We start from the raw sequence: 21,685 nt of genomic DNA on the forward strand, positions 1-21,685 counted from the left end.
AAGCACGACGTTGGGGCCAAGATATAGAGGCTCGCCCCAAAGTGGCTGCCTAAAGCCGTGGAGCCGACCGCCCCAGCCACAGAGGGTGTCTCCCACCTCATGCCCGCAGCCGCCGAGCGCGCCGCCGGGCGCGGCCAGCCGGGGCGCAGACAGGAGGCAGGCCGCGCCGCAGAGGCGGCGCGCGCCCGCGCCGTGCGCGGGCTCTTGAACCAGTAGAGAAAGTTTGAATCATGCGGTGCTGGCCTCGTTGTGTCCGATCCCGGTAGATACTCGACACTTCGGTCCCAGCTGATGGTTGACGGTGGCCGTGATCGGCTTTGCTGTACGGGGCTGCCCTGTGGTGTAGAACCCTGAGCATGGGGAGTGAGCGGCGGGAGCGGATGCGGGCGCTTGGTGCGCGTCTTCGGGAACTTCGGGCAGAGGCTGGGCTGACGGGTGCTGTGGTGGCGCAGCGTGCCGGGGTGGGGCAGCCGACTGTGTCCAAGGTCGAGACCGGCCGCATGGTTCCGAGCGTTGATGTGCTCGACCGCCTCTCAGGCGCCCTCGGCCTCGATGAGTCGACCGCTCGTGAGATTCGTGAGCTGCTGCACGCTGTGATGGCCGCTCCGGGTGCTGCCCAACACACGGAGGGCCCAACTCCGGGCGCCGGTAGCACCGTTGACGAGGAAGTCCGGTCCGCGCAGTTGGTGAGGTCGTTCCAGTGCATTGTGCTGCCGGCCTTGCTTCAGACCGCGGAGTACGCCCGGCACGTCTTCGCGAGTGTGCCGAACTCGTCGCCTGATGCCATTGGTAGGGCGGTGGCTGCCCGCATCGAGCGGCAGAGCGTGTTGTACGAGCCGGGTCGGGAGTCGGTGTTCGTGCTGACCGAGGCCGTGTTGCGTACATGGCCGGGGACTCCGGCGCTCATGCTCGCCCAGCTCGACCGGCTGCTGGCTGTCGAGAGCCTGGACACCGTGCGGCTCGGGGTCATCCCCTGGCGTCGGCGGGTGCCGGTGCTGCCTCGCCACGGGTTCACCCTGTGCGATGAGCGGGCCGTTGTTGTCGAGACCTTCGACCGTGAGCGTGTGTCGGCGGACTCCGCTGAACTGGCAGCCTACGAGGAGACGTTCGCCCGATTCGAGGAAGCGGCCATCTTCGGCGACGAGGTGCGGGAGCTGCTGTTGCGGTCGATGGCGGACTTCCGCAGCTTAGGAGACACCCTCACTCGATAGAGGAATAATTCCTCTGAATGCCTAGCTTGCCGCTCCGTCATGGGAATACTCTGCCGTTGCGCTGTCTAGCCCCCTAGACGTAGAGTGAGGGATCTCCCATGCGTACCAAGTGGTGCCGCGCCTTTCCCGGCCTGGCCGAGGAGGTGGGTCATGCTCGACGCTTCGTCGCTGCTCTGCTGGAGGAGCGAGGACCGGTCGACGACGCGGTCCTGGTCGTCAGTGAGCTTGCGACAAACGCTGTGCGGCATTCGTTGAGCGGCGCGGCCGGCGGCTGGTTCGTCGTGGTCGTCAGCTTCGGCGACGACAGTGACCTTGTGCGCATCGAGGTAGTCGATGTGGGAGGTGAACGCGAACCTCACCTGCGCGACGTGACGGACCGGGAGGAAGGTGGTCGCGGCCTGGCGCTGGTGGCCGCGTGCGCCAAGGACTGGGGCATCAAGAGCTGGCCCGACGGGCGGACCGTGTGGGCGGACCTCGTGCGGGAGGGTGCGTGATCGCGCCCGCCTCGACGGTCGTCTCTGGTCGCCTCGCGGGCGGTGACGGGTGAGCCCTCGGGGTGTGCCCGGCAGACGGTCGCGGTTCTACGTGGTCGGCGTAAGTACAGGACGCCGTCTCCCGCCCATTCCGTCTAGGGCCCTAGACTCCTGGTTAGTGCTAGGAGGTGAAGTCATGTCGGACGAGTTGCAGCGGATCATGGCGATTGACGATCCGTACCGGCTGTTGCGCGAGGTAACGACCCGGTTGGCTGATGCACAGCAGGAGGTGACCGAGCTGGCTCGCCTTCGCCGACGCGTGGTCCAGGACCTGCACGCGCAAGGGCTGTCGTATGCGCAGATCGCGGAGAAGGCGGGTCTGAGCCGCGGGCGGATCCACCAGATCCGGCACACCGGCCCGGCGCCGGAGGGGGCCTTCCTTGGCCGGGGCTCCGTCGTCGTTGCTACGCCTCTGCGGCGTGATGACGAGCGCGGGCGGACGGTCGTCGCCATGGACGACGTCAGCTCCGGCAAGAGGCTAGAAGACCTCGCGCGCACATACGGGCTCGAAGTCGCCTCGGAGCATGTGTCGGTCGGCGGCGAGATCGACCTCAATCGAGACGGCCTGGTCGTCGTCTGTGGCCCACGTATGTCCCAGGAGATGTGGGACACGTACGCGCAAGACCCCGTCCTGCGCTGGGAGCGCGCGGAAGACGGGCCCTGGACCGTGGTCGACCGGCGCACCGGCACCGTCTACCGGTCAGGCCAGGACAGCGACCAGGCCAGGCCGTACGACGTCGGATACCTCGGCCGGCTACCGCGCCCGGACGGCAACGGTTCGCTGCTCGCCATCGCCGGCATCCACACTCAGGGCTCTCTCGGCGTCGTGCATCTGCTCGCCAACGACCTGAACACCCTGTGGGGCCAGGTCGGTGACCGCCGGTTCTCCACGCTCGTCGGCGTCGAGTACGACCCGGAGACAAGCGAACCGCAGTCCGCCGAACTGCTCTGCCCCCTCTACCGGCACGACGAAGAGGCGACGGAGGCAGCGGGGTGAGGTTCGCCCTCGCCACGCAGCCCGCCGAACCCGACCGCGAGAACGAGGACTTCGCCGCTGCCGCCCCCGGCGCGGCCGTTGTCCTCGACGGTGCCGGTGTGGGCGGGGCCGAGACCGGGTGCACGCACGGCGTCGCCTGGTTCTCCGCAACCCTCGGCGCTCTACTGCTGCGCGGCATGACCGCGTGTCCCTCACGGCCGCTCGCCGACTGCCTCGCCGACTCGATCAGTCTCGTCCGGTCCCTGCACGAGGACAGTTGCGACCTCGCCTACCGGGCCAGTCCCACCAGTACGGTCGCCGCCGCGCGGCTCGGCGGGGGAGTCCTTGAGTACCTCGTTCTCGGCGACTCCTCCCTGCTGCTGGCAGACAGGGAAGGCCCTACGACCGTCGTCACCGATCGGCGTCTGGACGAGGTCGGCAAGCGGCTGCGCGGGGCTGTCGACCAACTGCCCACCGGCTCGGCGGAACACACTGCCGCGCTCGCCGAGTACAGGGATGCCCTGACCGGGCTCCGCAACCGGCCGGGCGGCTTCTGGATCGCCGGCCCCGATCCGCGTGCGGCCGAGCATGCCCTGACCGGGACGGTGCCGCTGGACTCGCTGGCATCCGTGACGCTGCTGAGCGACGGTGCCACGCGCCTCGTCGACCGGTTCGAACTCGCCGACTGGGGCGCGGTGTTGTCCGTCCTCCACTCGTCGGGACCGGATGAGCTGATCCGCCGTGTACGGGAAGCCGAGGCCGGCGACCCAGAGGGCCGACGCTGGCCGCGGGGCAAGGCTCGCGACGACGCGACCGCCGTCCACTGGGCCTTGGACTGACGCACACAACTCACGCGAGCGGTGAGGCCGCGACCCAACTCGCATACCCCCCTAGACAGTTCAGGTGGTGGGCACTCTCCCTTGTGCTGTCTAGGGGGGTATCCAGTCGGAATGGTGCTGCTCAGCGAGAGGGCACCAACGACCCTGTGAGGTACAGACAATGCGTGTCATCCCCGTGGACACCTCGGCCGCGACGCTCCTCATCACCAAGCTGCCGGAGGTCAAGGTGAGGGACCGGCAGACCGGTGAGGTTGCCGTTGACCCGGTTACCAACCAGCGGCTCATGACGGTGGAGTTGGTGTTCATCGCGGCCGGTGGCTCGGACATGATCAAGGTGACCGTTCCCGAGCAGGGCATCGGTGACGGTCTGGTCATGGGCGCCCCGGTCATCCTGTCGGGTCTGGTTGCCCGGCCCTGGGAGAGCGAGTTCGGTGGGCGTGCCCGGCACGGCATCGCCTACCGGGCCGACGCCGTCATGGTCAACGCCCCGGCTCCGGTTCAGGGTTGATCGCCGTGACCGAGGGATTCCGGGTTCCGCTGTCGATTCTGCTGCCGGTCCTGCTGGTCCTGGGCCTGCTGCTCGTCGTGCGCCGTCGTATGCCGGTCGTGTTCTGGTGGGTCATCGGCTATCCGGTCGCCGCGCTGCGGGTGCTCGTTTCGTATCGGGACACCATGGATGCCTGTGGTCTGACGGTTCCGGCCTCGGCCGTCCGTCGGGCCACTGCCCGGATGGTCGGGCGTCAGGCCGCGCCGGTACCGCCTCGGCGGTCGTTCCCGCTGCCGACCGGGTCCGGTCTAGTGATGCGGCTGCGTATGGCGGCGGGTCAGGCTCCAGAGGACTTCATGGCCTCCGCCGACCGGCTGAGGCACGCCTGGGGCGTCCATGCCGTGTACGTCCGCACCACAAAGCCGGGGCGGCTCGAACTGCGGCTGGTCGGCTGGGACGTGCTCGCCGAGGTCAGGCCGGCCCGGCGTCGGCCGGGGTCCGATTCGATGTGCCTGCCGCTGGCGCTGCGGGAAGACGGTGAGTGGCACGTACGGGACTTTCGCACCGTGCCGCATGAACTGATCCTCGGCGCCACGCAGTCCGGCAAGTCCGTCTACCTGCGCAATCTGCTGTGCGGTCTGGCCCGGCAGTCGGTCGTGCTCGTCGGCATCGACTGCAAGTGGGGCGTGGAACTCGCCCCGTTCGCGCCCCGGTTGTCCGCGCTCGCCGACACTCCTGACCGGGCTGACGAACTCCTGGACGTGCTGGTGGACGAGATGGAGGCACGTTTCCGGCTCATCGGGCTCCGTAGTGGTGCGGGTAGCGGGGCCGGTCCCGATGCCGTGCTCACCTCGGACGTGTGGGGGCTGCCGGAAGCCGTACGGCCGGTGCCGGTCGTGGTCGTCGTCGACGAAGTGGCGGAGCTGTTCCTGGCCGCGAACCGGGATGACGAGAAGCGACGGGACGCCATGGTCACCAAGCTCATCCGCCTCGCCCAGCTCGGGCGGGCGGCGGGCATCTATCTGGAGGTGTGCGGGCAGCGTTTCGGGTCCGAACTCGGCAAGGGCGCCACCATGCTCCGTGCCCAGCTGACCGGCCGCGTCTGCCACCGCGTCAACGACGAAGCCTCGGCGAACATGGCACTCGCCGACATCTCCCCGGAAGCGGCCCTCGCCGCTACCGCCATCCCGGCCGAACGCCCCGGCGTCGCCGTCGTCGGTGACTCCTCCGGCGGCTGGTCCCGCGTCCGCGCACCACACTTCACCCTCGCCGAAGCGGCGGCCGTCTGCCGTGACACCGCCGCCCTGATGCCGGACCTGCCCCGGCTCGACTCCTTCCGGCCCGCCGTCGCCGTGGAGTCCGCCGTCCCGTCTTCTGCCACCGCTGCAGTTCCCACCGCCCAGCCGGTGACCGAGTAGCCCCTTCCTCACCTGGCCGGCGCGACCGTCTCGCGCCACGTCCCTACCTCTCCCATGCCAAAAACTGGAAGGGAATCCGATGACCGCCATGGTCAAGCGCCTGCGGGTCGACGCCGTGATCGTCCAGGCCGTCATCGCCGGTGCCCTGTCCTTCTCCCACCTGCACGACCTCGCCGAAGCGGCCGGACAGGGCGGCTGGAAGGCGTGGGCCTACCCCGTCAGCGTCGACCTGCTGCTGGTCGCCGCCTGGCGCCGGATGCGGCAGGCGCAGCGAGCGGGCCTGGGAGCTGGGGGCCCGCGGCTGTGGTTCCTGGTGGCCCTGACAGCCTCCCTCGGCGCCAACGTCGCCACCGCCGGGCTCCTCGACCTCGACCACATCCCCGCCTGGCTCCGCGTCGTGGTCGCGGGCTGGCCGGCCGTCGCCTTCTTCGGCGGCACGCTCCTCGCCCACACACCCCACCACCCCCAGGAAGCGCCCGAGGGCCCGGCCTCGTCGACGACCGACCCGCATGAGGAATCACGCTCCGTCCCGACTGCCGTCGACATGCCCAACCCGGTCGTGCTCGCGGCCCCCGGCCCCGCCCCTGAGACCACCACCAGCGAAGCAACCACCGTCGCCGACCCGGTGACCGACTCCACCCCTGTTCGGGCCCCGGCGGCCGTTCCCGCCGTCGCCCTCCCTCCGGCACTCGTCGACCGCGTCCGGGCCCTCGCCGACGAACACCACTCGGCCACCGGCCACCCCGCCGACCCCGACGCCGCACGCGCCCGGCTCGGCCTGCCCCCGTCCATGACCGCGTCCGTCGCCGCGCACCTCTGAGAAGGGACCGCCATGCACCGCCGCTTCCGCAACGTCCGTCGTATCGGCCCCGTGAACGTCGCCTCCTACATCGAACGCGGCAAGCACCGCCACCTGGCCGCCTGCACCGCGCCCCGGTGCGACTTCTCCGCCGAGTACGACTCCCGCGCCGCCGCCGAACTCGCCGCCCGCACCCACCGCTGCTCTGCCTGACAGGAGAACAACTCCGTGGACGTACCGCTCTGGCTCGCCCTCCTCTGCATCGGGGTCCTGGGCGTCAAGCTCATCCGCCCGCCCTGGTGGCTCATCACCGCGCTGCTCCTCGGCGGCTACCTCATCGCCGACACCCTGCTGGCCCCTGTCATCAACTCCCTCGTCAAGTAACCGAGAAAGGAGACCTGCTCATGCTCCGACCCAAGATCCCGACCATGCCTCAGCCCACCGGCCTGGTGACACCGCCCGCGGTCATCGAGCCGACCCCCGTCACCACGGCCACCCTGACCCCGCAACCGGCCCCCGCAACCCCCGCGCCGTCCCGTCCGGCCGTCCAGCTCACTCCCGGCACCGCACTCGCCCTCGTCGGCGGCGGCACCGCCGTCGTCCTGGTCGTCGGCGCCGTCCTCGTCTCCATGCTCCTCGCCGTCGCTATCACGGCCACCTCGACCGCCGTGTGCGCCGTCGTCATCCGCTCTCTCCTCACCCGCCGCGACCGCTGACACGACAACTCCACCTGCCCGGCCCTACCCACACTGTCTAGCCCCCTCGACGGGAGGGGTCGGGCGCGCCAGACCTGCAACCCCTGCAAGGAGAAACCCGCACATGCGTCCCCCGGCTCCCCTCGGAGCCATCCGCCACCTGGCCGCCCTCGCCCGCTATGGCGATCTCGGCGCCTACGCCCGGCAGATCCAGCGCTTGGGCGGCTGCGAGCGGCCCGTACGGATGGAGGGCCACCGGCTCGACATCCATGCCGCCACGGGAGAGATCGTCCGGGAGATCGCTGACACCGACCTTCCGGCCGGACAGCTCCTCATCCGCTGCAACAACCGCCGGGCCACCAGATGCGCCGCCTGCGCCGAGGTGTACCGCAAAGACACCTTCCACCTCGTCACAGCCGGACTGAGCGGAGGCAAGGGCATCGGCCCGGCCGTCGCCCAACACCCTCGCGTCTTCGCCACCTTCACCGCCCCCTCCTTCGGTCCCGTCCACAACCGCCCCACCGTCGGCCGGTGCCGCTGCGGTCGACTCCACCCCGACGACGACCCCGCACTCGGCACACCCCTGGACCCTGACCGGTACGACTACCGCGCCGCCGTCCTGTGGAACGCCCACGCCGGTGCCCTCTGGGCCCGCTTCACCACCTACCTGCGCCAACAACTCGCTTCCCGAGCGGGCCTCACCCGCTCGGAGCTCCGCAACAGCCTCAAGGTCTCCTACGCCAAGGTCGCCGAGTACCAGCGACGCGGCGCCGTCCACTTCCACGCCGTCATCCGCCTCGACGGCCCGGAAGGCGCCGAAGACACCCCACCGCCCTGGGCCACCACCGAACTCCTCACCGACGCCATCCGCACAGCGGTCCGCCTCGCTGAGACCCCCGGCCCCCTCCTCGACGGACGCCCCTACACCTTCCGCTTCGGCAAACAGCTCGACATCCGCCCCATCCGCTCGGCGGACTTCGCGGGCACCTCGGAACTCTCCAGCCGTGCCGTCGCCGCGTACATCGCGAAGTACGCCACCAAGGGCGCCGAGACCGCCGGCACCCTCGACCGCCCCATCCGCAACCCGATCACCGACCTCATCGGCGCCCAGGTCACCGACCACGCCCGACAGCTGATCCTCACCTGCTGGCATCTCGGCGCCTTCCCCGAACTCGAAGCCCTGCGCCTGCGCAAGTGGGCCCACATGCTCGGCTTCCGCGGCCACTTCTCCACCAAGTCCCGCGCCTACTCCGTCACCCTCGGCGCCCTCCGCCAGGAACGCGCCGACCACAACGAAGCCCTCACCCGCGCCCGCGCCGCCGAAGCGGGCCACCCCCTGCCCGACCCGGAAACCGTCCTCGTTCTCTCCCACTGGCGCTTCGCCGGCACTGGCCTCACCGATGCGGAAGCCCTCTTCGCGTCTTCGCGTCCCGCCTCCCTCGACGTGCAAGGAGATCCCGACCATGCGTGATGACGAACTCCTCACCGTTGGCGAGGTGATGGCCCGTCTGAGACTCGGGAGGTCCAAGGTGTACGACCTCATCCGTACGCGGCGGCTCCCTTCGGTGACCATTGGCCGGTGCCGGCGCATCCCTGCCTCCGCCCTGGGCGACTTCATCGAGGGACAGATGGAGCGTGCGGCCTGATGTCCAAGCGTCGAAGCCGTGGTGACGGCGGCCTGCACTGGGACGAGAAGCGGCAACGGTGGATCGCCACGGCGAACCTCGGCTTCGATCCGAGCGGCAAGCGGATCGTCAAGCGGGGGAGTGGCAAGACCAAGACTGAGGCGAAGAACAAGCTCAAGGAGGTACTACGTGACCACGAAGACGGCCTCGCGATCGCGCCTACCAACTACACGGTCAAGGACGCCGTGACGGACTGGCTGACGTACGGCCTGGTGGACGTCGACCCCAGCACGGTCGAGACCTGCACGCTCTTGAGCCAGAAGCACGTCATCCCGTCGCTCGGGGCCCAGACCCTCAGCACTCGCACCCTCCAGTCGCTCCACTCGTGCCTGAACCGTGCGGTCAAGCGGGCCATGGCGCGGGACAAGGTGAAGCGCAGCGTCGTAGAGCTGTGCTCGGTTCCCCAGGGGCAGACAGGGCGCCCCTCGAAGGCGCTCACCTTCGCTCAGGCTGAGGCTGTGCTCAAGGGCGCCGAGGGGACGTCGATGTACGCGTACATAGTCCTCGCCCTGCTGACCGGTGCGCGTACCGAGGAACTGCGGGCTCTCACTTGGGATCACGTCTTCCTGAAAGGACGCCCCGACCTCGACCCGCCGCAACCTCCGCACCTCGCCGTGTGGCGCTCGGTCAGGCGGACTGGGGACACCAAGACCCGGAAGTCTCGGCGCACGCTCGCCCTGCCGTCGCGCTGCGTCGATGCACTTTGGCAGCAATTCGAAGATCAGGGCTGGGACCGGCTCGCCGCTGGCGAGAAGTGGGAGGAACACGGACTCGTCTTCTCCTCGGCTGTCGGCAAGCCGCTCGATGCGGCCAACGTCCGCCGTGCCTTCCGCCAGGCGCTCAAGGGCATTGACGGAATCAACGCCGACGAGTGGACGCCTCGTGAGCTCCGGCACAGCTTCGTGTCTCTGCTCTCCGACCGGGGCGTGCCGCTGGAGGAGATCTCGCGACTCGTCGGTCACTCCGGCACCGCCGTCACCGAGGAGGTCTATCGGAAGCAGATCCGGCCCGTGATCCAGACCGGTGCCGTGGTCATGGACGGCATCTTCGGTGCTGATCCGAAACGATAAGCATGGCGCGACACGGGGCCACCGACACCGAATCCGGGTGGGTGGTCCTGCGTCATGTGGAGGTGCACAGACGTTCCGCGTTTCTTCGTCGTCCCGGCGAGCGAACGCCACCGCTCGACTCCCCTTGTCACGGCGGGGTAACGGTCCAGAGTTTGGGGTGCGTAAGCCGTACACACTATCGGGTGAACTGGAGCTGCGGACCGCGCTATCTGAGCCTGCGCGGGGCTCCGATGAAAGCGGTAAAACAGCAGGTCAGATGGCATATGTTTTCGTCTCGATTTCGCCGACGCATTGCTCTTGATGGCGGTGGCGCCGAGGGCGACAGCAGGGTCAAGCTCTACGACATCGCCGGCGCCGAGATGGTGCCGATCGAACGAAAGGGCCGGTTCCCGGTGTCCATCGACCTCAGCAGACTCGTTCCCCTTGAGTACTCTGAGGTGACTCGTGCCTTCGCAGTACGTGACGGCCTCAGCTACGCGGCCCTCTGCGCGCGGCAGGCTCTCGCGCCGAGCCCCGGCGAGTGGGGTTTGCTCCACTGCATCGCAGGTCCTGAACGGACGCGCGTGACGTTGGCTACGAGCGACATGAGCTATCACCGCCTCCTGGTCCAGGCGCTGATCGGGCCGCGAGACCCCGCCGATACTTGTCTCCCGCCGTCCTGGTCCAGCCGGTACGCCTACGGGAGGTATGGGTGGCCGGACGACTGGGATCCTGACTCGCCTGGCGATCCGATCCCGTGGGTCTCGCGCGAGGAAGGCGGTATGCAGGAAGTGGGCCTTGCCCAGGCGTTCCTCTTCAGCCACATGGGTCCGCAAGTCGTTGAAGTTTCCTTCCTCGAGACGCCTGGAGGGAGTCGCTGGTCTGTATTGGTCGTTGACAGGTTCTCTCTGCCTGCGGGATACGGCGATCTGTTCGTCATCGACCCGGACCAGGCCAGGATCGACTGGATAGCCGCACGAGGTGTGGCCGTCTATCCAGGATGGCCGACACGCGAACTTCCCCGGTTCGTCAGTGCTGATGACGTGGGTGACCAGGCATCCCGCCTCTGGCGGGATGGTGCGCAGCCATTCCGGTGGTACGGCGCGGCCGAGACTCTGCTCTCCAACCACATCGATCATGCGGATCGAGGGATGTGATCTTGTCCGAGAAGCGGACCAGGGCGGTCGGTCGCATCCGAAGCATCAAGAGGCTGCGAGACGTCTGCACCGTAGTGGCGCGGACTTTGCAGGCGGTCTATTACGCGGTGAGGCTCTGGGAATAGGTGGACTCTGGCGGCGTGGCGAACTCTGTGGCTACCTGAGGCGGGAACCGGTAGTCACGCAGTTAGACACGCAGCAACGTCAGAGGGCCCCTACCGATCCGGTAAGGGCCCTCTGACCTGCTACTTAGCTGTCGGGGTGGCGGGATTTGAACCCACGACCTCTTCGTCCCGAACGAAGCGCGCTGCCAAGCTGCGCTACACCCCGATTGTCACTGCTTGTCGCGGCGACGTCGTTTACTTTAGCCCACTGGTGGCCGGAGACGAAATCCGGTTTTCGGGGCGGCGGTCGTGGCCGTCGCGGCGGCCACGACGAGGGTGTACCGGGTCGGGGCGGAGGCGATCGACGACGATGAGGAGCAGGGCGAGGGCGTAGAAGGCGAGGCCCAGGAGGAGGGCGTTGCTCAGGACGCTCTTGTAGCCGTGGCGGTCGACGTCCAGGAAGGGATAGAGGTACGGGGCCGGCCAGTCGGGGGTCAGCAGAGCCGCGCGCGCGAGCGTGAACGCCAGGTATGCCATGGGGTAGAGCAGCCACGTCGTGGCGTGGCCGAGGCGCAGCGGGCCCGGCCGGGTCAGCAGCAGCCAGTCAGCCACCACCGCGGCCGGGATCGCGGTGTGCAGGGCGTGGTTCGTCAGCGCGTGCCAGCCGGCGGGGGCCACCGGGGCGCCCGTCGCGGTCACCGTCATGGAGAAGGCGTTCGGGTCCTTCGCCAGGATCAGGTGGTACACCAGCGCGGTGATCGTGGCGTAGAAGAGGGTGCCGCCCGTCACCAAGGGGGGCAGGGGGCGGCGGGCCACCCAGGCCCGTCGGGCCGAGGCCGCGAAGACCAGCGCCACCAGGACGCCGGTCTGGACCGAGAAGTGGCTGAGCACCCGCAGCGGGCTGCCCAGCACCACCTCGACGACCACGGTCACCGCCGCCGTCAGTGCCACCAGCGCGCGGAAGGCCGCCGCCACCGGGTGTCGTGCCGGTGTCACCACCGCCGTCGCGGGCACGACGGACGTCACCGGCGCGGGCATGCCCGGGATCGCGGGCAGATCGGGGATGTCCTTGGGCAGCGGTGCGGTCATGCGCTCACGCTAAGTCGCCCCGACGAAAGGGGCGATTCAGGACGACCCATACGGGTGCCCCGCCGCCCTGTGGACCGCCGCCCGCCGACCTGCCGCCCGCCGACCCGCCGCCCGCCGGACCGCCGACCCGCCGGGCCTACAACCCCGTCCTCCCTACGTCCCCGCCCCCGCCCCCCGCTCCACCAACGTCAACAGCGAAGCCTCCGGTGGGCAGGCGAAGCGTACGGGCGTGTACCTGTTCGTCCCGCAGCCCGCCGAGACGTGCATGTACGCCGTCCTGTCCTCCACCGTGTGCGTGGACAGGCCCTTCACCCGGTCCGTGTCCAGGTCGCAGTTGGTGACCAGCGCGCCGTAGAAGGGGATGCAGAGCTGGCCGCCGTGGGTGTGGCCGGCGAGGATCAGGGGGTAGCCGTCCGCGGTGAAGGCGTCCAGCGAGCGCAGATACGGAGCGTGGACCACGCCCATCGAGAAGTCGGCCGACTCCGACGGGCCGCCGGCCACGCGCGCGTACCGGTCCCGCTTGATGTGCGGGTCGTCGAGGCCGGTCAGCTCCACCGACACGCCCTCGATCTTGAGCGTGCCCCGGGTGTTCGTGAGGTTCAGCCAGTCTGCTGCGTCGAAGCCGTCCCGCAGGTCCTCCCATGGGTTGTGGACCACGCCGACCACAGGCTTGTTGCCGTTCAGCCCGTGGCGGCCCTGGACCTTCTCCATGAGATAGCGCGCGGGATTGCGCGGCATGGGCCCGTAGTAGTCGTTCGAGCCGAAGACGTACGCCCCCGGGAACTCCATCAGCGGGCCCAGTGCGTCCAGGACCTCCGGGACGCCCTCGGTGTCGGACAGGTTGTCCCCGGTGTTGATCACGAAGTCGGGGCGCAGGCCGGCCAGCGAGCGCAGCCAGCGCTGCTTCTTGCGCTGTCCGCTCACCATGTGGATGTCGGAGACCTGGAGTATCCGCAGCGGCCGCATGCCCGGCGGCAGCACCGGCACCGTCACCCGCCGCAGCCGGAACGAGCGGGCCTCGAAGCCCGCCGCGTACACCACACCGGCGGCCGTAGCCGCCGCGATCCCCAGAGGTACTCCGTATCGCGCTCGCATGCGTCCATCGTGTCAGACCCCGAAGAGCCGCCGCGCAGCCTGTGGACAACCACGGGAACCGCACGACAACGGCACGACAGCCATTTGTGGACTCCCGAACTCCGGCTGTGGACAGCCGAGTCCGGCCGTTGAGTCGGCACGGAGCGCGGTGCCGGTGTTGCCACCGGTCCGTTTCTCCGTGCCGCTCGCCGAACCCGGCGTGCGTGTCTCCACGCACCGGGCTCTCCACGGTCTCTGCCGTTCAGGCGTGGTTGAGGAGCGCCCAGGGGTCGGGGATCGTGTCGCCTCGGTAGCGGTAACGGGAGACCGTCACCACTTGGAGGCTGAACAGCTCGATCCCGTCCGCCGACAGGGGCTTCCACCGGCCGTTGTGGTCGGTGAAGCGTCGGCGGACGTCCTTCCACCTCCAGCGATGCAGCACGATCCACCAGCTGATCACCCGGTGCCAGACGAATCTGGCGAGGGATTTCAGGGTGACTTTCGCGACCGCGTGCTTGAAGTAGTTGGCCCACCCGCGCATGATCTGGTTGAGCCTGATCAGCACGTCCCTGGGATTCATCTGCGACGTTCTGCTCGTGAGGGCACGGATCTTGTCCTTCAGCTGCCGGATGGGCCGGTCAGCGATGAAGGTGTAGACGTACCACTTGTCCGTTCCTCGCTTGCGGCGCCACTGGATGTGGAACCCCAGGAAGTCGAACCCGTCCGACATGTGCACCACCTGCGTCTTGGCCTCGGAGAGGCGAAGCCCGAGCGGTCGCAGCACGTCGGCGATGTCCTCGCGCAACGCTTCGGCATCACAGCGTTCACCGGCGGTCAGAACGACGAAATCGTCCGCGTAGCGGACGATGCGCCAGTTCGGACGCCCGGCGGCACGGCGACGCCTGCGCTGGTAGGGGGTAGCCATCTCCCCGCCCGGCTCCCACGGCCTGGTCAGGTGCTCATCGAGCGCCGACAAGGCGATGTTCGCCAGGAGCGGGGAGAGGATGCCTCCCTGCGGGGTGCCGGTGTAGGTGTCCTCGCGGTTGTTGTCCTCGGTGAGGACGCCGGCCTTGAGGAACGCCTTGACCAGCCGCAGCACGCGCTTGTCCTTGACCCGTGCTCGCACCCGGTCCATGAGGGCCGTGTGGTCGATCGAGTCGAAGCACGCCTCGATGTCCGCGTCCAGGACCCAGCGGTAGCCGTGGGTGCCGTAGAAGTGGATCTCGGCGATCGCGTCGTGTGCCCGCCGCAGGGGCCGGAAGCCGTAGGAGACCGGCTTGAAGTCGGCCTCGAAGATCGGTTCCAGCACCAGCTTCAGGGCGGCCTGGACCACCCGGTCGGTCACGGTGGGGATGCCGAGCTTGCGCACCTTCCCGCTCCCGCCGGGCTTGGGGATCTTGCGCTCACGTACCGGCAGCGGGCGGAACTCACCCGATTTAAGTACGTGGCGAAGGTCCTCCAGGAACCCGTAAGGACCAATCTCCTGCTCGACGTTGACGACTGTCAGGCCGTCAACTCCGGGCGTTTTGGCCCCTTTGTTGCCTGCGACCCGTTCGAACGCCACAAGCAGCGTCGCCGGGTCGCATACGAGGTTGAACAGATCGTCGAACCTGCGGCCTTCATCGGCCGTCGCCCAACGGTGAAGTTTGGCCTGCATCCCCGATACCCGCTGGTGAGACCCCATGGGGACCTCCGGTGCGTCGCTGTTCAGCGGCGCGTCTTTCGGCATTGCAGCCTCCTTCCCTTCTCGATTCCGCTGCCGCCCTTCCCCATGTGCCGGGCTTTCCCCGGCTCGGAGTACTACGGCGGCTCCGCCCCGTCCCGGCCCGATCGGCCGACGGTGGGCCCAGCCTCGAACACCGCTGGACGCGTTGTCCGAGGTCAGGACCGGGACGGTTCCCGTGTTCACTCGCTGTTCGATCGACGGAGGAGGAGTCCGGCTATACCCCCGCGGCGTCGCCACGGCTACCCCGCAGCACTTCACCGTGGCCTCCCCAAGCAACAGTCCGGTGCCACTTGGGAAGTTCCCCACCCCAGGTACAAGGCAGGGACGTACCGCTTCCAGCCCATATCCACCAGGTTGGAGCTGGTGTGGAGTCAGGGGGCGTCAGCGCCGGTTCCTCGCGTACTCCTTTCCGTCTTGCTTGCCGGACCCGCACCATCTGGCAGTGCTGGCACGTCCCGGCTTTGTCAGGGCCGCTTGCCACCCTCCCCGGCACCTCCCGGGTCAGGCTGCCCTCAGCTTCAGCCGTCCTGCTGCGACAGGACGACGGTGGTGGTCTTGCACCTCCACTCGAACAACGTGCGCTTCACGGCGCACCACCTGCTCTCCACACCCTCGTACGCCCTCCCTCGCCACGCACCGGCGAAATCAAGGCGCGCCCTTCCCGCCACACCTGCGACAATCGACGCCATGACCACGCTCAAGTCGAAGCTGCAGGAAGACCTCAACGCTGCGATCAAGGAGCGCGACGAGCTCCGCTCCTCGACGCTCCGGCTGACGCTCACCGCGATCACCAAGGAGGAGGTCGCGGGCAAGGAGAAGCGCGAGCTCTCCGATGACGAGGTCCTCAAGGTGATCACCAAGGAGGCGAAGAAGCGCCGCGAGGCCGCGGACGCCTTCGCACAGGGCGGTCGCGCCGAGTCGGCCGAGCGGGAGATGGCGGAGGGTGAGCTCCTCGCCGAGTACCTGCCCAAGCAGCTGTCCGACGACGAGCTGAACCGAATCGTCGCCCAGGCCGTCGAGGAGGCGAAGGCGGCCGGCGCCGAGGGTCCGCGTGCCATGGGCCAGGTCATGAAGATCGTCAACCCGAAGGTGGCGGGCCTCGCCGAGGGCGGCCGCGTCGCCGCCGTCGTCAAGCAGCTCCTCGCGGGCGGCTGACCAGCACGTCACAACGCCAGGCACCCAAAACAACACCATAGGCCCGGCCCGTCACAACGCCGGCCACACACTGATACGGCGGTGGGGGCGCCCCCGATAACAAGGGGCGCCCCCACCGCCGTACTACTTACTCCGCAGCCCGCAGCCCGCAGCCCGCAGCCCGCAGCCCGCAGCCCGCAGCCCGCAGCCCGCAGCCCGCAGGCTCAGCCGAAGCCACCCCCATTGCCATTCCCGTTGTTCCCGCCGTTGCCCTGCCCCTGGATCCAGCCGTCCGGCCAGGAGAAGGACGGGGTCGGGAAGCCGGTGCCGCCGGCGTCGCCGCCGGTCGTGCCGCCGGAGTTGCCGTTGTTGTCGTCCCCGTTGCCGTTGTCGTCGTCATCCCTGTCGCCGCGGCCCCGGCCGGGGTTGTCGCTGGGCAGGGGGACGAGGGTGAAGTTCGGGGCGGGCTCGCCCGCCAGGGCGCCGGACATCATGTCGCGCCAGATCGGGCCGGGGACCTTGCCGCCGAAGACCTTTGCGTAGGTGACGCCGCCGATGCTGATGTTCACCATGCGGCGCTCGTGCGCCGGGTCGCCGACCCAGACGGCACCGGCCATGTTCGGGGTGTAACCCACGAACCAGGCCGCGTAACGACCGTCCGTCGTACCGGTCTTACCGGCGCTGGGACGGCCGCTGCCGAGGCCCGCCTCCGTACCCGTACCGTCCTCGACCACGCCCTTGAGCAGGGTGTTGATGGTGTCGGCGGTGTTCTCGGACATCGCGCGCGAGCACGTCGACTTCGGGACCTGGAGCGACTTCGACTTCTCGCCGACCCGCTGGGTGATGGACTCGATGGCGATCGGCGTGCAGTACATACCGCGCGAGGCGAAGGTCGCGTACGCGTTCGCCATCGTCAGCGGGGACATCTCCTGAGTGCCCAGCGCGATCGACGGGTTCTGGCCCATCTTGGCGCCGTCGGCCCGCTCGACGCCCATCTTCCCGGCCATCTCCGTCACCGGGCAGATGCCGATGTCCGCGATCATCTGCACGAAGTAGGTGTTGACCGACAGCGCGGTCGCCTTCCGCATCGAGTACGGCCCGACCTCGGTCTCGTTCTCGTTGGTGAGCGTCGTGCCGTCGGTGTTCACCCAGTTCTTGCCGCCGCAGACCGATATGGGGCTCGGGTACTCCATCTTGTACGGCGCGGAGTACGACTTCCCCGGGGACATGCCGCCCTCGATCGCGGCCGCGGCGACGATCGGCTTGAACGTCGAACCTGGCTGGTAGCCCGCGCCGCCGCCCATGGAGTCGTCGACCGAGAGGTTGATCGTCGTCTGGTTCTTCTTCACGTCGACGCCGTACGGCCGGGACTGGCCCATCGCGAGGATCTTGCCCGTGCCGGGCTCGACGATCGTGCCGGCCGTGGCCACCTCGTCGGTCCGGTTGACGTGGTTCTTGATGGAGGCCTGGACCGACTTCTGGGCCTTGGGGTCCATCGTCGTCTGGATCGTCAGGCCGCCCTGGTTCCAGATCTTGGCCCGGGCCTTCTTGGTCTTGCCGAAGACCGGGTCGTTCAGGAAGACCTCGCGCACGTAGTCGCAGAAGAAGCCCGCGCCCTTGACGGCCGTGATGCAGCCATTCTTCGGCTTGCTGACCTTCAGGCCGAGCGGCTTCTCCTTGGCCTTGTCGGCCTCAGCCCGCGATATGTCGCCGACCTCGGCCATGCGCTGGAGCACCGTGTTACGGCGCTTGGTGGCTTCCTTCGGGTCGTTCACCGGGTCGTAGCGGCTCGGCGACTGGACGATGCCGGCGAGCAGCGCGGCCTCCTGGACCTTCAGGTCCTTGGCGGACTTGGAGAAGTAACGCCGGGAGGCGGCCTCGATGCCGTAGGCCTGCTGGCCGAAGAACGTGATGTTCAGGTAGTTCTCGAGGATCTTCTTCTTGCCGAGCTCTTCCTCGAGCTGGATCGCGTACTTCAGCTCGCGGATCTTGCGGCCGAGGGTCTGCTGGGTGGCCTGGGCGACCAGCGTCGGGTCGTCGCCGGCCTCCTCAACCGCCACGTTCTTCACCAGCTGCTGCGTCAGCGTGGACGCGCCCTGGGACACGCCGCCGCTGCGCGCGTTCTTGTTGAGCGCGCGGAGCACGCCCTTGAGGTCGACCGCGCCGTGCTCGTAGAACCGCGCGTCCTCGATGGCGACGATCGCCTTCTGCATGTACGGCGAGATCTCCTTGAGATCGACCACCGTACGGTCACGCGAGTACACCGTGGCGATCTGGTCGCCCTTGCTGTCCAGGATCGTGGTGCGCTGGCTCAGCGGCGGCTGCTTGAGGTTGGCCGGGAGCTCGTCGAATCCCTCGACGGAGCCCTTGGCGGCCAGGCCCAGGGCGCCGACCGCGGGCAGCGCGATGCCCGCCATGACGGCTCCCGCGAGCACGCTGACACCGAGGAATTTGGCGGCCTGCTGCGTTGCCGACAGGCCACCGCCCGAGCGCTTCTTTGGCATGGAGGCAGCCTACGTTCTCATTCGCCGGACACACGTATAGGCCTTGGCCTAAGCTGCTCTCAACTGTCACAGCCGTTGGCCCTTGTATCAAGTACGTCCGTCGAGCCCGAATCGTTCCGACGTTCTTCCGATTTTTTTCGAGGGTCGTGTCCGAATACGCCTTGTGTGTCATTCGGTGTCCGTTGTGACGCATGTCAACTATCCCGTTCTGTCGGGATAGTTACGTATGCCCTCAGGTCACTCCCGCGGGTGATCTGCCGCTTACGCATAGTCCGTTCGGGCCATTCAAGATTGGGCCCGAAGGGGGTGTTGCGCTGTGCCCACCTTCCGTAACGTCCTCAACTGGCGGCGGTGAATATGCCGCTGCCGCCGTGGGGGAGCCTCGATTCGGGAGAGGACGGCGCCGGTATGGGCTGGGTAACCGACTGGAGTGCGCAGGCTGCCTGCCGCACTACCGATCCGGATGAACTGTTCGTTCAAGGAGCAGCGCAGAACAGGGCCAAGGCGGTGTGCACCGGGTGCCCGGTACGCACGGAATGCCTGGCGGACGCGCTGGACAACCGCGTCGAGTTCGGCGTGTGGGGAGGAATGACGGAGCGCGAGCGCCGCGCACTGCTGCGCAGGCGTCCGACTGTCACTTCATGGCGCCGGCTCCTCGAGACCGCGCGCACGGAGTACGAGCGTGGCGTGGGCATCCTGCCGCTCGACGACGACGAGCTCTACGAGAACTACGCGGCGGTGAGCTGAGAGCGAGCCCCCGACGAGGGGCACGTTCACGGATCACGAGCATCGAGGGTGCCCTGAAGGTGCCGGCATATCGGGCAGGTGTGCTGGCTCTCGGGTGCCCCGAGGCGTACGAGTCACCGCAGCAGGTCACTCCGAGGACGTCGGCAGCTCCTGTCGTACGGCGGCCAGGCGGTCGCCGATGTCCCGCAGGCCCACCAGGTCGTGGACGTCGCCGGGCAGTGCGGCGACCTCGACCACGGCCACCTCGGGGTGGAGCGCGGCGAAGCGATCACGTGTGCGCTGCTCGCGGGAGAGCAGCCGCATCCGTTCGGCATGCAGCCTGAGCAGGCCTGCCGTGAGCTGTTCGACGGTCGGGTCCTGGGCGGGGGAGCCGTCCTGGGCACCGACGGAGGCGGTCGCGGAGACAGTCGTGGAGGCGGGAGATTCTGAACTGCCGTACGTGTCGGGAGAGTTAAGAACTGCTTTCCCGTCCTCCTGATCCACAATGCGGGGCTCGGCAAGATTTTCCGCGGCGGCGAGCGCGCGCTCGGCGGACAGCTGGGTCGCCCCGCTGCCGTGGACCCGGTTGAGCACAAGCCCGGCCAGCGGCATGTCCTCGGCGGCCAGCCGCTCCACGAAGTACGCGGCTTCGCGCAGCGCGTCCCGCTCCGGCGCGGCCACCACCAGAAACGCCGTACCGGGCGCCTGGAGCAGCTTGTACGTGGCGTCCGCCCGTGTACGGAACCCGCCGAACATCGAGTCCATGGCGGCCACGAACGTCTGCACGTCCTTCAGCAGCTGACCCCCGAGCAGCTTGCCGAGGGCGCCCGTCATCATCGACATCCCGACGTTCAGGAACTTCATCCCGGCGCGCCCGCCGACCTTCGCGGGCGCCAGCAGCACCCGGATCAGCTTGCCGTCCAGGAACGAGCCCAGCCGCTTCGGGGCGTCCAGGAAGTCCAGCGCAGAGCGGGACGGCGGGGTGTCGACGACGATCAGATCCCACTCGTCGCGCGCCCGCAGCTGCCCCAGCTTCTCCATCGCCATGTACTCCTGCGTGCCCGCGAAGCCCGCCGAGAGCGATTGGTAGAAGGGGTTCGACAGGATCGCGGACGCTCGCTCCGGGTCCGCGTGCGCCTCGACGATCTCGTCGAACGTGCGCTTCATGTCGAGCATCATCGCGTGCAGTTCGCCGCTGGAGGAGTCCTCGATGCCCTTCACCCGGCGGGGGACGTTGTCCAGCGAGTCGATGCCCATGGACTGGGCGAGCCGACGCGCGGGGTCGATGGTGAGGACCACCACCTTCCGGCCGCGCTCCGCCGCGCGCAGCCCCAGCGCCGCCGCCGTGGTCGTCTTCCCGACGCCGCCCGAGCCGCAGCACACCACGATGCGGGTCTTCGGGTCGTCGAGCAGCGGATCGAGGTCGAGCACGCGCGCGGAGGACAGGCCATGGTGCGGGTGGACCGGGTCCGGACTCATGACATCCCCTGCTTCCGCAGCTCCGTGGCCAGCTCGTACAGACCCGCCAGATCCATGCCCTCGGCGAGCAGCGGCAGTTCGTGCAGCGGCAGGCCCAGATCGCCCAGGACCGCCCGCTGCTCGTGCTCCAGCGTGTACCGCTCCGCGTACTCCTCGGCCTGCGCCAGCAGCGGGTCCACCAGCCGCTCCGCATGACCGCCGCGCCGCGCGCCGCCGAGCCCCACGGCCGACAGCGACTGCGCGAAGGAGGAACGAGCGGTGGACCGTACGAGTTCCAGCTCGGCCGCGTCCAACACCTCCGGGCGCACCATGTTGACGATGATCCGGCCCACCGGCAGCTTCGCGGCGTGCAGCTCGGCGATGCCGTCCGCCGTCTCCTGGACGGGCATCTCCTCGAGGAGCGTCACCAGGTGCACGGCCGTCTCCGGGGACTTCAGGACCCGCATGACCGCCTGCGCCTGATTGTGTATCGGGCCGATCTTCGCGAGGCCCGCCACCTCGTCGTTGACGTTCAGAAAGCGCGTGACGCGGCCCGTCGGCGGGGCGTCCATCACCACGTAGTCGTACGCGAACCGGCCGCTCTTCTCCTTGCGGCGCACCGCCTCGCACGCCTTGCCGGTCAGCAGGACGTCCCTGAGGCCGGGCGCGACGGTCGTGGCGAAGTCGATCGCGCCGAGCTTCTTCAGGGCCCGTCCGGCGCTGCCGAGTTTGTAGAACATCTGGAGGTAGTCCAGCAGGGCCAGTTCGGGATCGATGGCCAGTGCGTACACCTCACCGCCCCCCGGGGCGACGGCGATCTTCCGCTCCTCGTACGGCAACGCCTCCGTCTCGAAGAGTTGTGCGATGCCCTGCCTGCCCTCGACCTCGACCAGAAGGGTGCGTTTCCCTTCGGTCGCGAGGGCGAGCGCGATTGCGGCGGCGACCGTGGTCTTTCCGGTCCCGCCCTTGCCGCTGACGACCTGGAGCCTGCTCACGTATTCGAGACTAACCAGTCCGCGCC

The 21,685-nt window shown here is 68.6% G+C and carries 22 protein-coding genes and 1 tRNA gene; 16 read left to right on the forward strand and 7 right to left on the reverse strand.

Features of this window, described 5'->3' with window-relative positions:
• Positions 1 to 356 precede the first annotated feature (356 nt).
• The 14 genes from SGFS_RS32910 (at position 357) to SGFS_RS32975 (ending at position 10,849) form a co-directional block, all read left to right on the forward strand.
• Positions 357 to 1,211 (forward strand): helix-turn-helix domain-containing protein, encoded by an 855-nt coding sequence (locus SGFS_RS32910; RefSeq protein WP_286255689.1) that lies wholly within the window; start codon positions 357 to 359, stop codon positions 1,209 to 1,211.
• 98 nt (positions 1,212 to 1,309) lie between these two features.
• On the forward strand, positions 1,310 to 1,705 hold the full coding sequence (locus SGFS_RS32915; protein ID WP_286255691.1) for an ATP-binding protein: 396 nt from the start codon (positions 1,310 to 1,312) through the stop codon (positions 1,703 to 1,705).
• A gap of 175 nt (positions 1,706 to 1,880) precedes the next feature.
• Positions 1,881 to 2,741, forward strand: a complete 861-nt coding sequence (locus tag SGFS_RS32920) for a sigma factor-like helix-turn-helix DNA-binding protein (RefSeq protein WP_286255694.1) — start codon at positions 1,881 to 1,883, stop codon at positions 2,739 to 2,741.
• On the forward strand, positions 2,738 to 3,559 hold the full coding sequence (locus SGFS_RS32925; RefSeq protein ID WP_286255696.1) for a protein phosphatase 2C domain-containing protein: 822 nt from the start codon (positions 2,738 to 2,740) through the stop codon (positions 3,557 to 3,559). The genes SGFS_RS32920 and SGFS_RS32925 overlap by 4 nt, the downstream gene beginning before the upstream one ends.
• A 160-nt stretch (positions 3,560 to 3,719) precedes the next feature.
• Entirely contained in the window at positions 3,720 to 4,067 is a 348-nt protein-coding gene (locus SGFS_RS32930) for an SCO3933 family regulatory protein (RefSeq protein WP_055517769.1), read from the forward strand.
• An 89-nt stretch (positions 4,068 to 4,156) separates the two neighbouring features.
• A complete protein-coding gene (locus tag SGFS_RS32935) occupies positions 4,157 to 5,464 on the forward strand; it encodes an FtsK/SpoIIIE domain-containing protein (protein ID WP_286260179.1) in 1,308 nt (435 codons plus the stop codon).
• A gap of 88 nt (positions 5,465 to 5,552) precedes the next feature.
• Positions 5,553 to 6,284 carry a DUF2637 domain-containing protein gene (locus SGFS_RS32940; protein WP_434028223.1) on the forward strand — a complete coding sequence of 244 codons (732 nt, stop codon included), beginning with the start codon at positions 5,553 to 5,555 and terminating at the stop codon, positions 6,282 to 6,284.
• A 12-nt stretch (positions 6,285 to 6,296) separates the two neighbouring features.
• A complete protein-coding gene (locus tag SGFS_RS32945) occupies positions 6,297 to 6,476 on the forward strand; it encodes a mobile element transfer protein (protein WP_033526533.1) in 180 nt (59 codons plus the stop codon).
• 15 nt (positions 6,477 to 6,491) lie between these two features.
• Positions 6,492 to 6,647 carry a hypothetical protein gene (locus SGFS_RS32950; protein WP_286255706.1) on the forward strand — a complete coding sequence of 52 codons (156 nt, stop codon included), beginning with the start codon at positions 6,492 to 6,494 and terminating at the stop codon, positions 6,645 to 6,647.
• 20 nt (positions 6,648 to 6,667) lie between these two features.
• On the forward strand, positions 6,668 to 6,979 hold the full coding sequence (locus tag SGFS_RS32955) for a SpdD-like protein (protein ID WP_286255707.1): 312 nt from the start codon (positions 6,668 to 6,670) through the stop codon (positions 6,977 to 6,979).
• Positions 6,980 to 7,082: 103 nt separating this feature from the next.
• On the forward strand, positions 7,083 to 8,429 hold the full coding sequence (locus SGFS_RS32960) for a replication initiator (RefSeq protein WP_286255708.1): 1,347 nt from the start codon (positions 7,083 to 7,085) through the stop codon (positions 8,427 to 8,429).
• Positions 8,422 to 8,604, forward strand: a complete 183-nt coding sequence (locus SGFS_RS32965) for a helix-turn-helix domain-containing protein (RefSeq protein WP_286255709.1) — start codon at positions 8,422 to 8,424, stop codon at positions 8,602 to 8,604. The genes SGFS_RS32960 and SGFS_RS32965 overlap by 8 nt, the downstream gene beginning before the upstream one ends.
• Positions 8,604 to 9,713, forward strand: a complete 1,110-nt coding sequence (locus SGFS_RS32970; RefSeq protein WP_286255710.1) for a site-specific integrase — start codon at positions 8,604 to 8,606, stop codon at positions 9,711 to 9,713. The genes SGFS_RS32965 and SGFS_RS32970 overlap by 1 nt, the downstream gene beginning before the upstream one ends.
• Before the next feature lie 182 nt (positions 9,714 to 9,895).
• On the forward strand, positions 9,896 to 10,849 hold the full coding sequence (locus SGFS_RS32975) for a hypothetical protein (RefSeq protein WP_286255713.1): 954 nt from the start codon (positions 9,896 to 9,898) through the stop codon (positions 10,847 to 10,849).
• Positions 10,850 to 11,105: 256 nt separating this feature from the next.
• Here SGFS_RS32975 and SGFS_RS32980 read toward each other — a convergent pair.
• The 4 genes from SGFS_RS32980 to ltrA all read right to left on the reverse strand — a co-directional run bounded on the left by SGFS_RS32980 (position 11,106) and on the right by ltrA (position 14,845).
• A tRNA-Pro gene (locus SGFS_RS32980) sits at positions 11,106 to 11,179 on the reverse strand.
• Positions 11,180 to 11,208: 29 nt separating this feature from the next.
• Positions 11,209 to 12,042 carry a Pr6Pr family membrane protein gene (locus SGFS_RS32985; protein ID WP_286255715.1) on the reverse strand — a complete coding sequence of 278 codons (834 nt, stop codon included), beginning with the start codon at positions 12,040 to 12,042 and terminating at the stop codon, positions 11,209 to 11,211.
• Positions 12,043 to 12,195: 153 nt separating this feature from the next.
• Positions 12,196 to 13,137 (reverse strand): metallophosphoesterase, encoded by a 942-nt coding sequence (locus SGFS_RS32990; protein ID WP_286255717.1) that lies wholly within the window; start codon positions 13,135 to 13,137, stop codon positions 12,196 to 12,198.
• A 241-nt stretch (positions 13,138 to 13,378) separates the two neighbouring features.
• Complete coding sequence (ltrA, locus tag SGFS_RS32995; RefSeq protein WP_286247083.1) at positions 13,379 to 14,845, reverse strand: group II intron reverse transcriptase/maturase; 1,467 nt, start codon at positions 14,843 to 14,845, stop codon at positions 13,379 to 13,381.
• A gap of 684 nt (positions 14,846 to 15,529) precedes the next feature.
• On the opposite strand from ltrA, the gene SGFS_RS33000 reads away from it, so the two are divergent.
• The gene (locus SGFS_RS33000) at positions 15,530 to 15,997 is read left to right on the forward strand and encodes a GatB/YqeY domain-containing protein (protein WP_286255718.1); all 468 of its coding nucleotides are present in this window, start codon (positions 15,530 to 15,532) and stop codon (positions 15,995 to 15,997) included.
• A 203-nt stretch (positions 15,998 to 16,200) separates the two neighbouring features.
• Here SGFS_RS33000 and SGFS_RS33005 read toward each other — a convergent pair whose 3' ends face one another.
• Positions 16,201 to 18,480, reverse strand: a complete 2,280-nt coding sequence (locus tag SGFS_RS33005) for a transglycosylase domain-containing protein (protein ID WP_286255720.1) — start codon at positions 18,478 to 18,480, stop codon at positions 16,201 to 16,203.
• A gap of 408 nt (positions 18,481 to 18,888) precedes the next feature.
• Between SGFS_RS33005 and wblA the strand changes: the two genes are divergently transcribed.
• Entirely contained in the window at positions 18,889 to 19,227 is a 339-nt protein-coding gene (wblA, locus tag SGFS_RS33010) for a transcriptional regulator WblA (protein ID WP_286260181.1), read from the forward strand.
• 126 nt (positions 19,228 to 19,353) lie between these two features.
• Here the strand turns inward: wblA and SGFS_RS33015 are convergent, their stop codons facing one another.
• Positions 19,354 to 20,685, reverse strand: coding sequence for an ArsA family ATPase (locus SGFS_RS33015; protein WP_286255722.1), 1,332 nt, complete (start codon positions 20,683 to 20,685; stop codon positions 19,354 to 19,356).
• The gene (locus SGFS_RS33020; RefSeq protein ID WP_286255723.1) at positions 20,682 to 21,659 is read right to left on the reverse strand and encodes an ArsA family ATPase; all 978 of its coding nucleotides are present in this window, start codon (positions 21,657 to 21,659) and stop codon (positions 20,682 to 20,684) included. The genes SGFS_RS33015 and SGFS_RS33020 overlap by 4 nt, the downstream gene beginning before the upstream one ends.
• Between the last annotated feature and the right edge of the window lie 26 nt (positions 21,660 to 21,685).

The organism is Streptomyces graminofaciens, assembly GCF_030294945.1.
GTDB lineage: Bacteria > Actinomycetota > Actinomycetes > Streptomycetales > Streptomycetaceae > Streptomyces > Streptomyces graminofaciens.

What these genes read in the sequence shown, in the direction of transcription:
- SGFS_RS32910 (WP_286255689.1), top strand. Translation starts at nt 357, where the DNA reads ATGGGGAGTGAGCGGCGGGAGCGGATGCGGGCGCTTGGTGCGCGTCTT.
- SGFS_RS32915 (WP_286255691.1), top strand. Translation starts at nt 1,310, where the DNA reads ATGCGTACCAAGTGGTGCCGCGCCTTTCCCGGCCTGGCCGAGGAGGTG.
- SGFS_RS32920 (WP_286255694.1), top strand. Translation starts at nt 1,881, where the DNA reads ATGTCGGACGAGTTGCAGCGGATCATGGCGATTGACGATCCGTACCGG.
- SGFS_RS32930 (WP_055517769.1), top strand. Translation starts at nt 3,720, where the DNA reads ATGCGTGTCATCCCCGTGGACACCTCGGCCGCGACGCTCCTCATCACC.
- SGFS_RS32935 (WP_286260179.1), top strand. Translation starts at nt 4,157, where the DNA reads ATGCCGGTCGTGTTCTGGTGGGTCATCGGCTATCCGGTCGCCGCGCTG.
- SGFS_RS32940 (WP_434028223.1), top strand. Translation starts at nt 5,553, where the DNA reads ATGGTCAAGCGCCTGCGGGTCGACGCCGTGATCGTCCAGGCCGTCATC.
- SGFS_RS32945 (WP_033526533.1), top strand. Translation starts at nt 6,297, where the DNA reads ATGCACCGCCGCTTCCGCAACGTCCGTCGTATCGGCCCCGTGAACGTC.
- SGFS_RS32955 (WP_286255707.1), top strand. Translation starts at nt 6,668, where the DNA reads ATGCTCCGACCCAAGATCCCGACCATGCCTCAGCCCACCGGCCTGGTG.
- SGFS_RS32960 (WP_286255708.1), top strand. Translation starts at nt 7,083, where the DNA reads ATGCGTCCCCCGGCTCCCCTCGGAGCCATCCGCCACCTGGCCGCCCTC.
- SGFS_RS32965 (WP_286255709.1), top strand. Translation starts at nt 8,422, where the DNA reads ATGCGTGATGACGAACTCCTCACCGTTGGCGAGGTGATGGCCCGTCTG.
- SGFS_RS32970 (WP_286255710.1), top strand. Translation starts at nt 8,604, where the DNA reads ATGTCCAAGCGTCGAAGCCGTGGTGACGGCGGCCTGCACTGGGACGAG.
- SGFS_RS32985 (WP_286255715.1), bottom strand. Translation starts at nt 12,042, where the DNA reads ATGACCGCACCGCTGCCCAAGGACATCCCCGATCTGCCCGCGATCCCG.
- SGFS_RS32990 (WP_286255717.1), bottom strand. Translation starts at nt 13,137, where the DNA reads ATGCGAGCGCGATACGGAGTACCTCTGGGGATCGCGGCGGCTACGGCC.
- ltrA (WP_286247083.1), bottom strand. Translation starts at nt 14,845, where the DNA reads ATGCCGAAAGACGCGCCGCTGAACAGCGACGCACCGGAGGTCCCCATG.
- SGFS_RS33000 (WP_286255718.1), top strand. Translation starts at nt 15,530, where the DNA reads ATGACCACGCTCAAGTCGAAGCTGCAGGAAGACCTCAACGCTGCGATC.
- SGFS_RS33005 (WP_286255720.1), bottom strand. Translation starts at nt 18,480, where the DNA reads ATGCCAAAGAAGCGCTCGGGCGGTGGCCTGTCGGCAACGCAGCAGGCC.
- wblA (WP_286260181.1), top strand. Translation starts at nt 18,889, where the DNA reads ATGGGCTGGGTAACCGACTGGAGTGCGCAGGCTGCCTGCCGCACTACC.
- SGFS_RS33015 (WP_286255722.1), bottom strand. Translation starts at nt 20,685, where the DNA reads ATGAGTCCGGACCCGGTCCACCCGCACCATGGCCTGTCCTCCGCGCGC.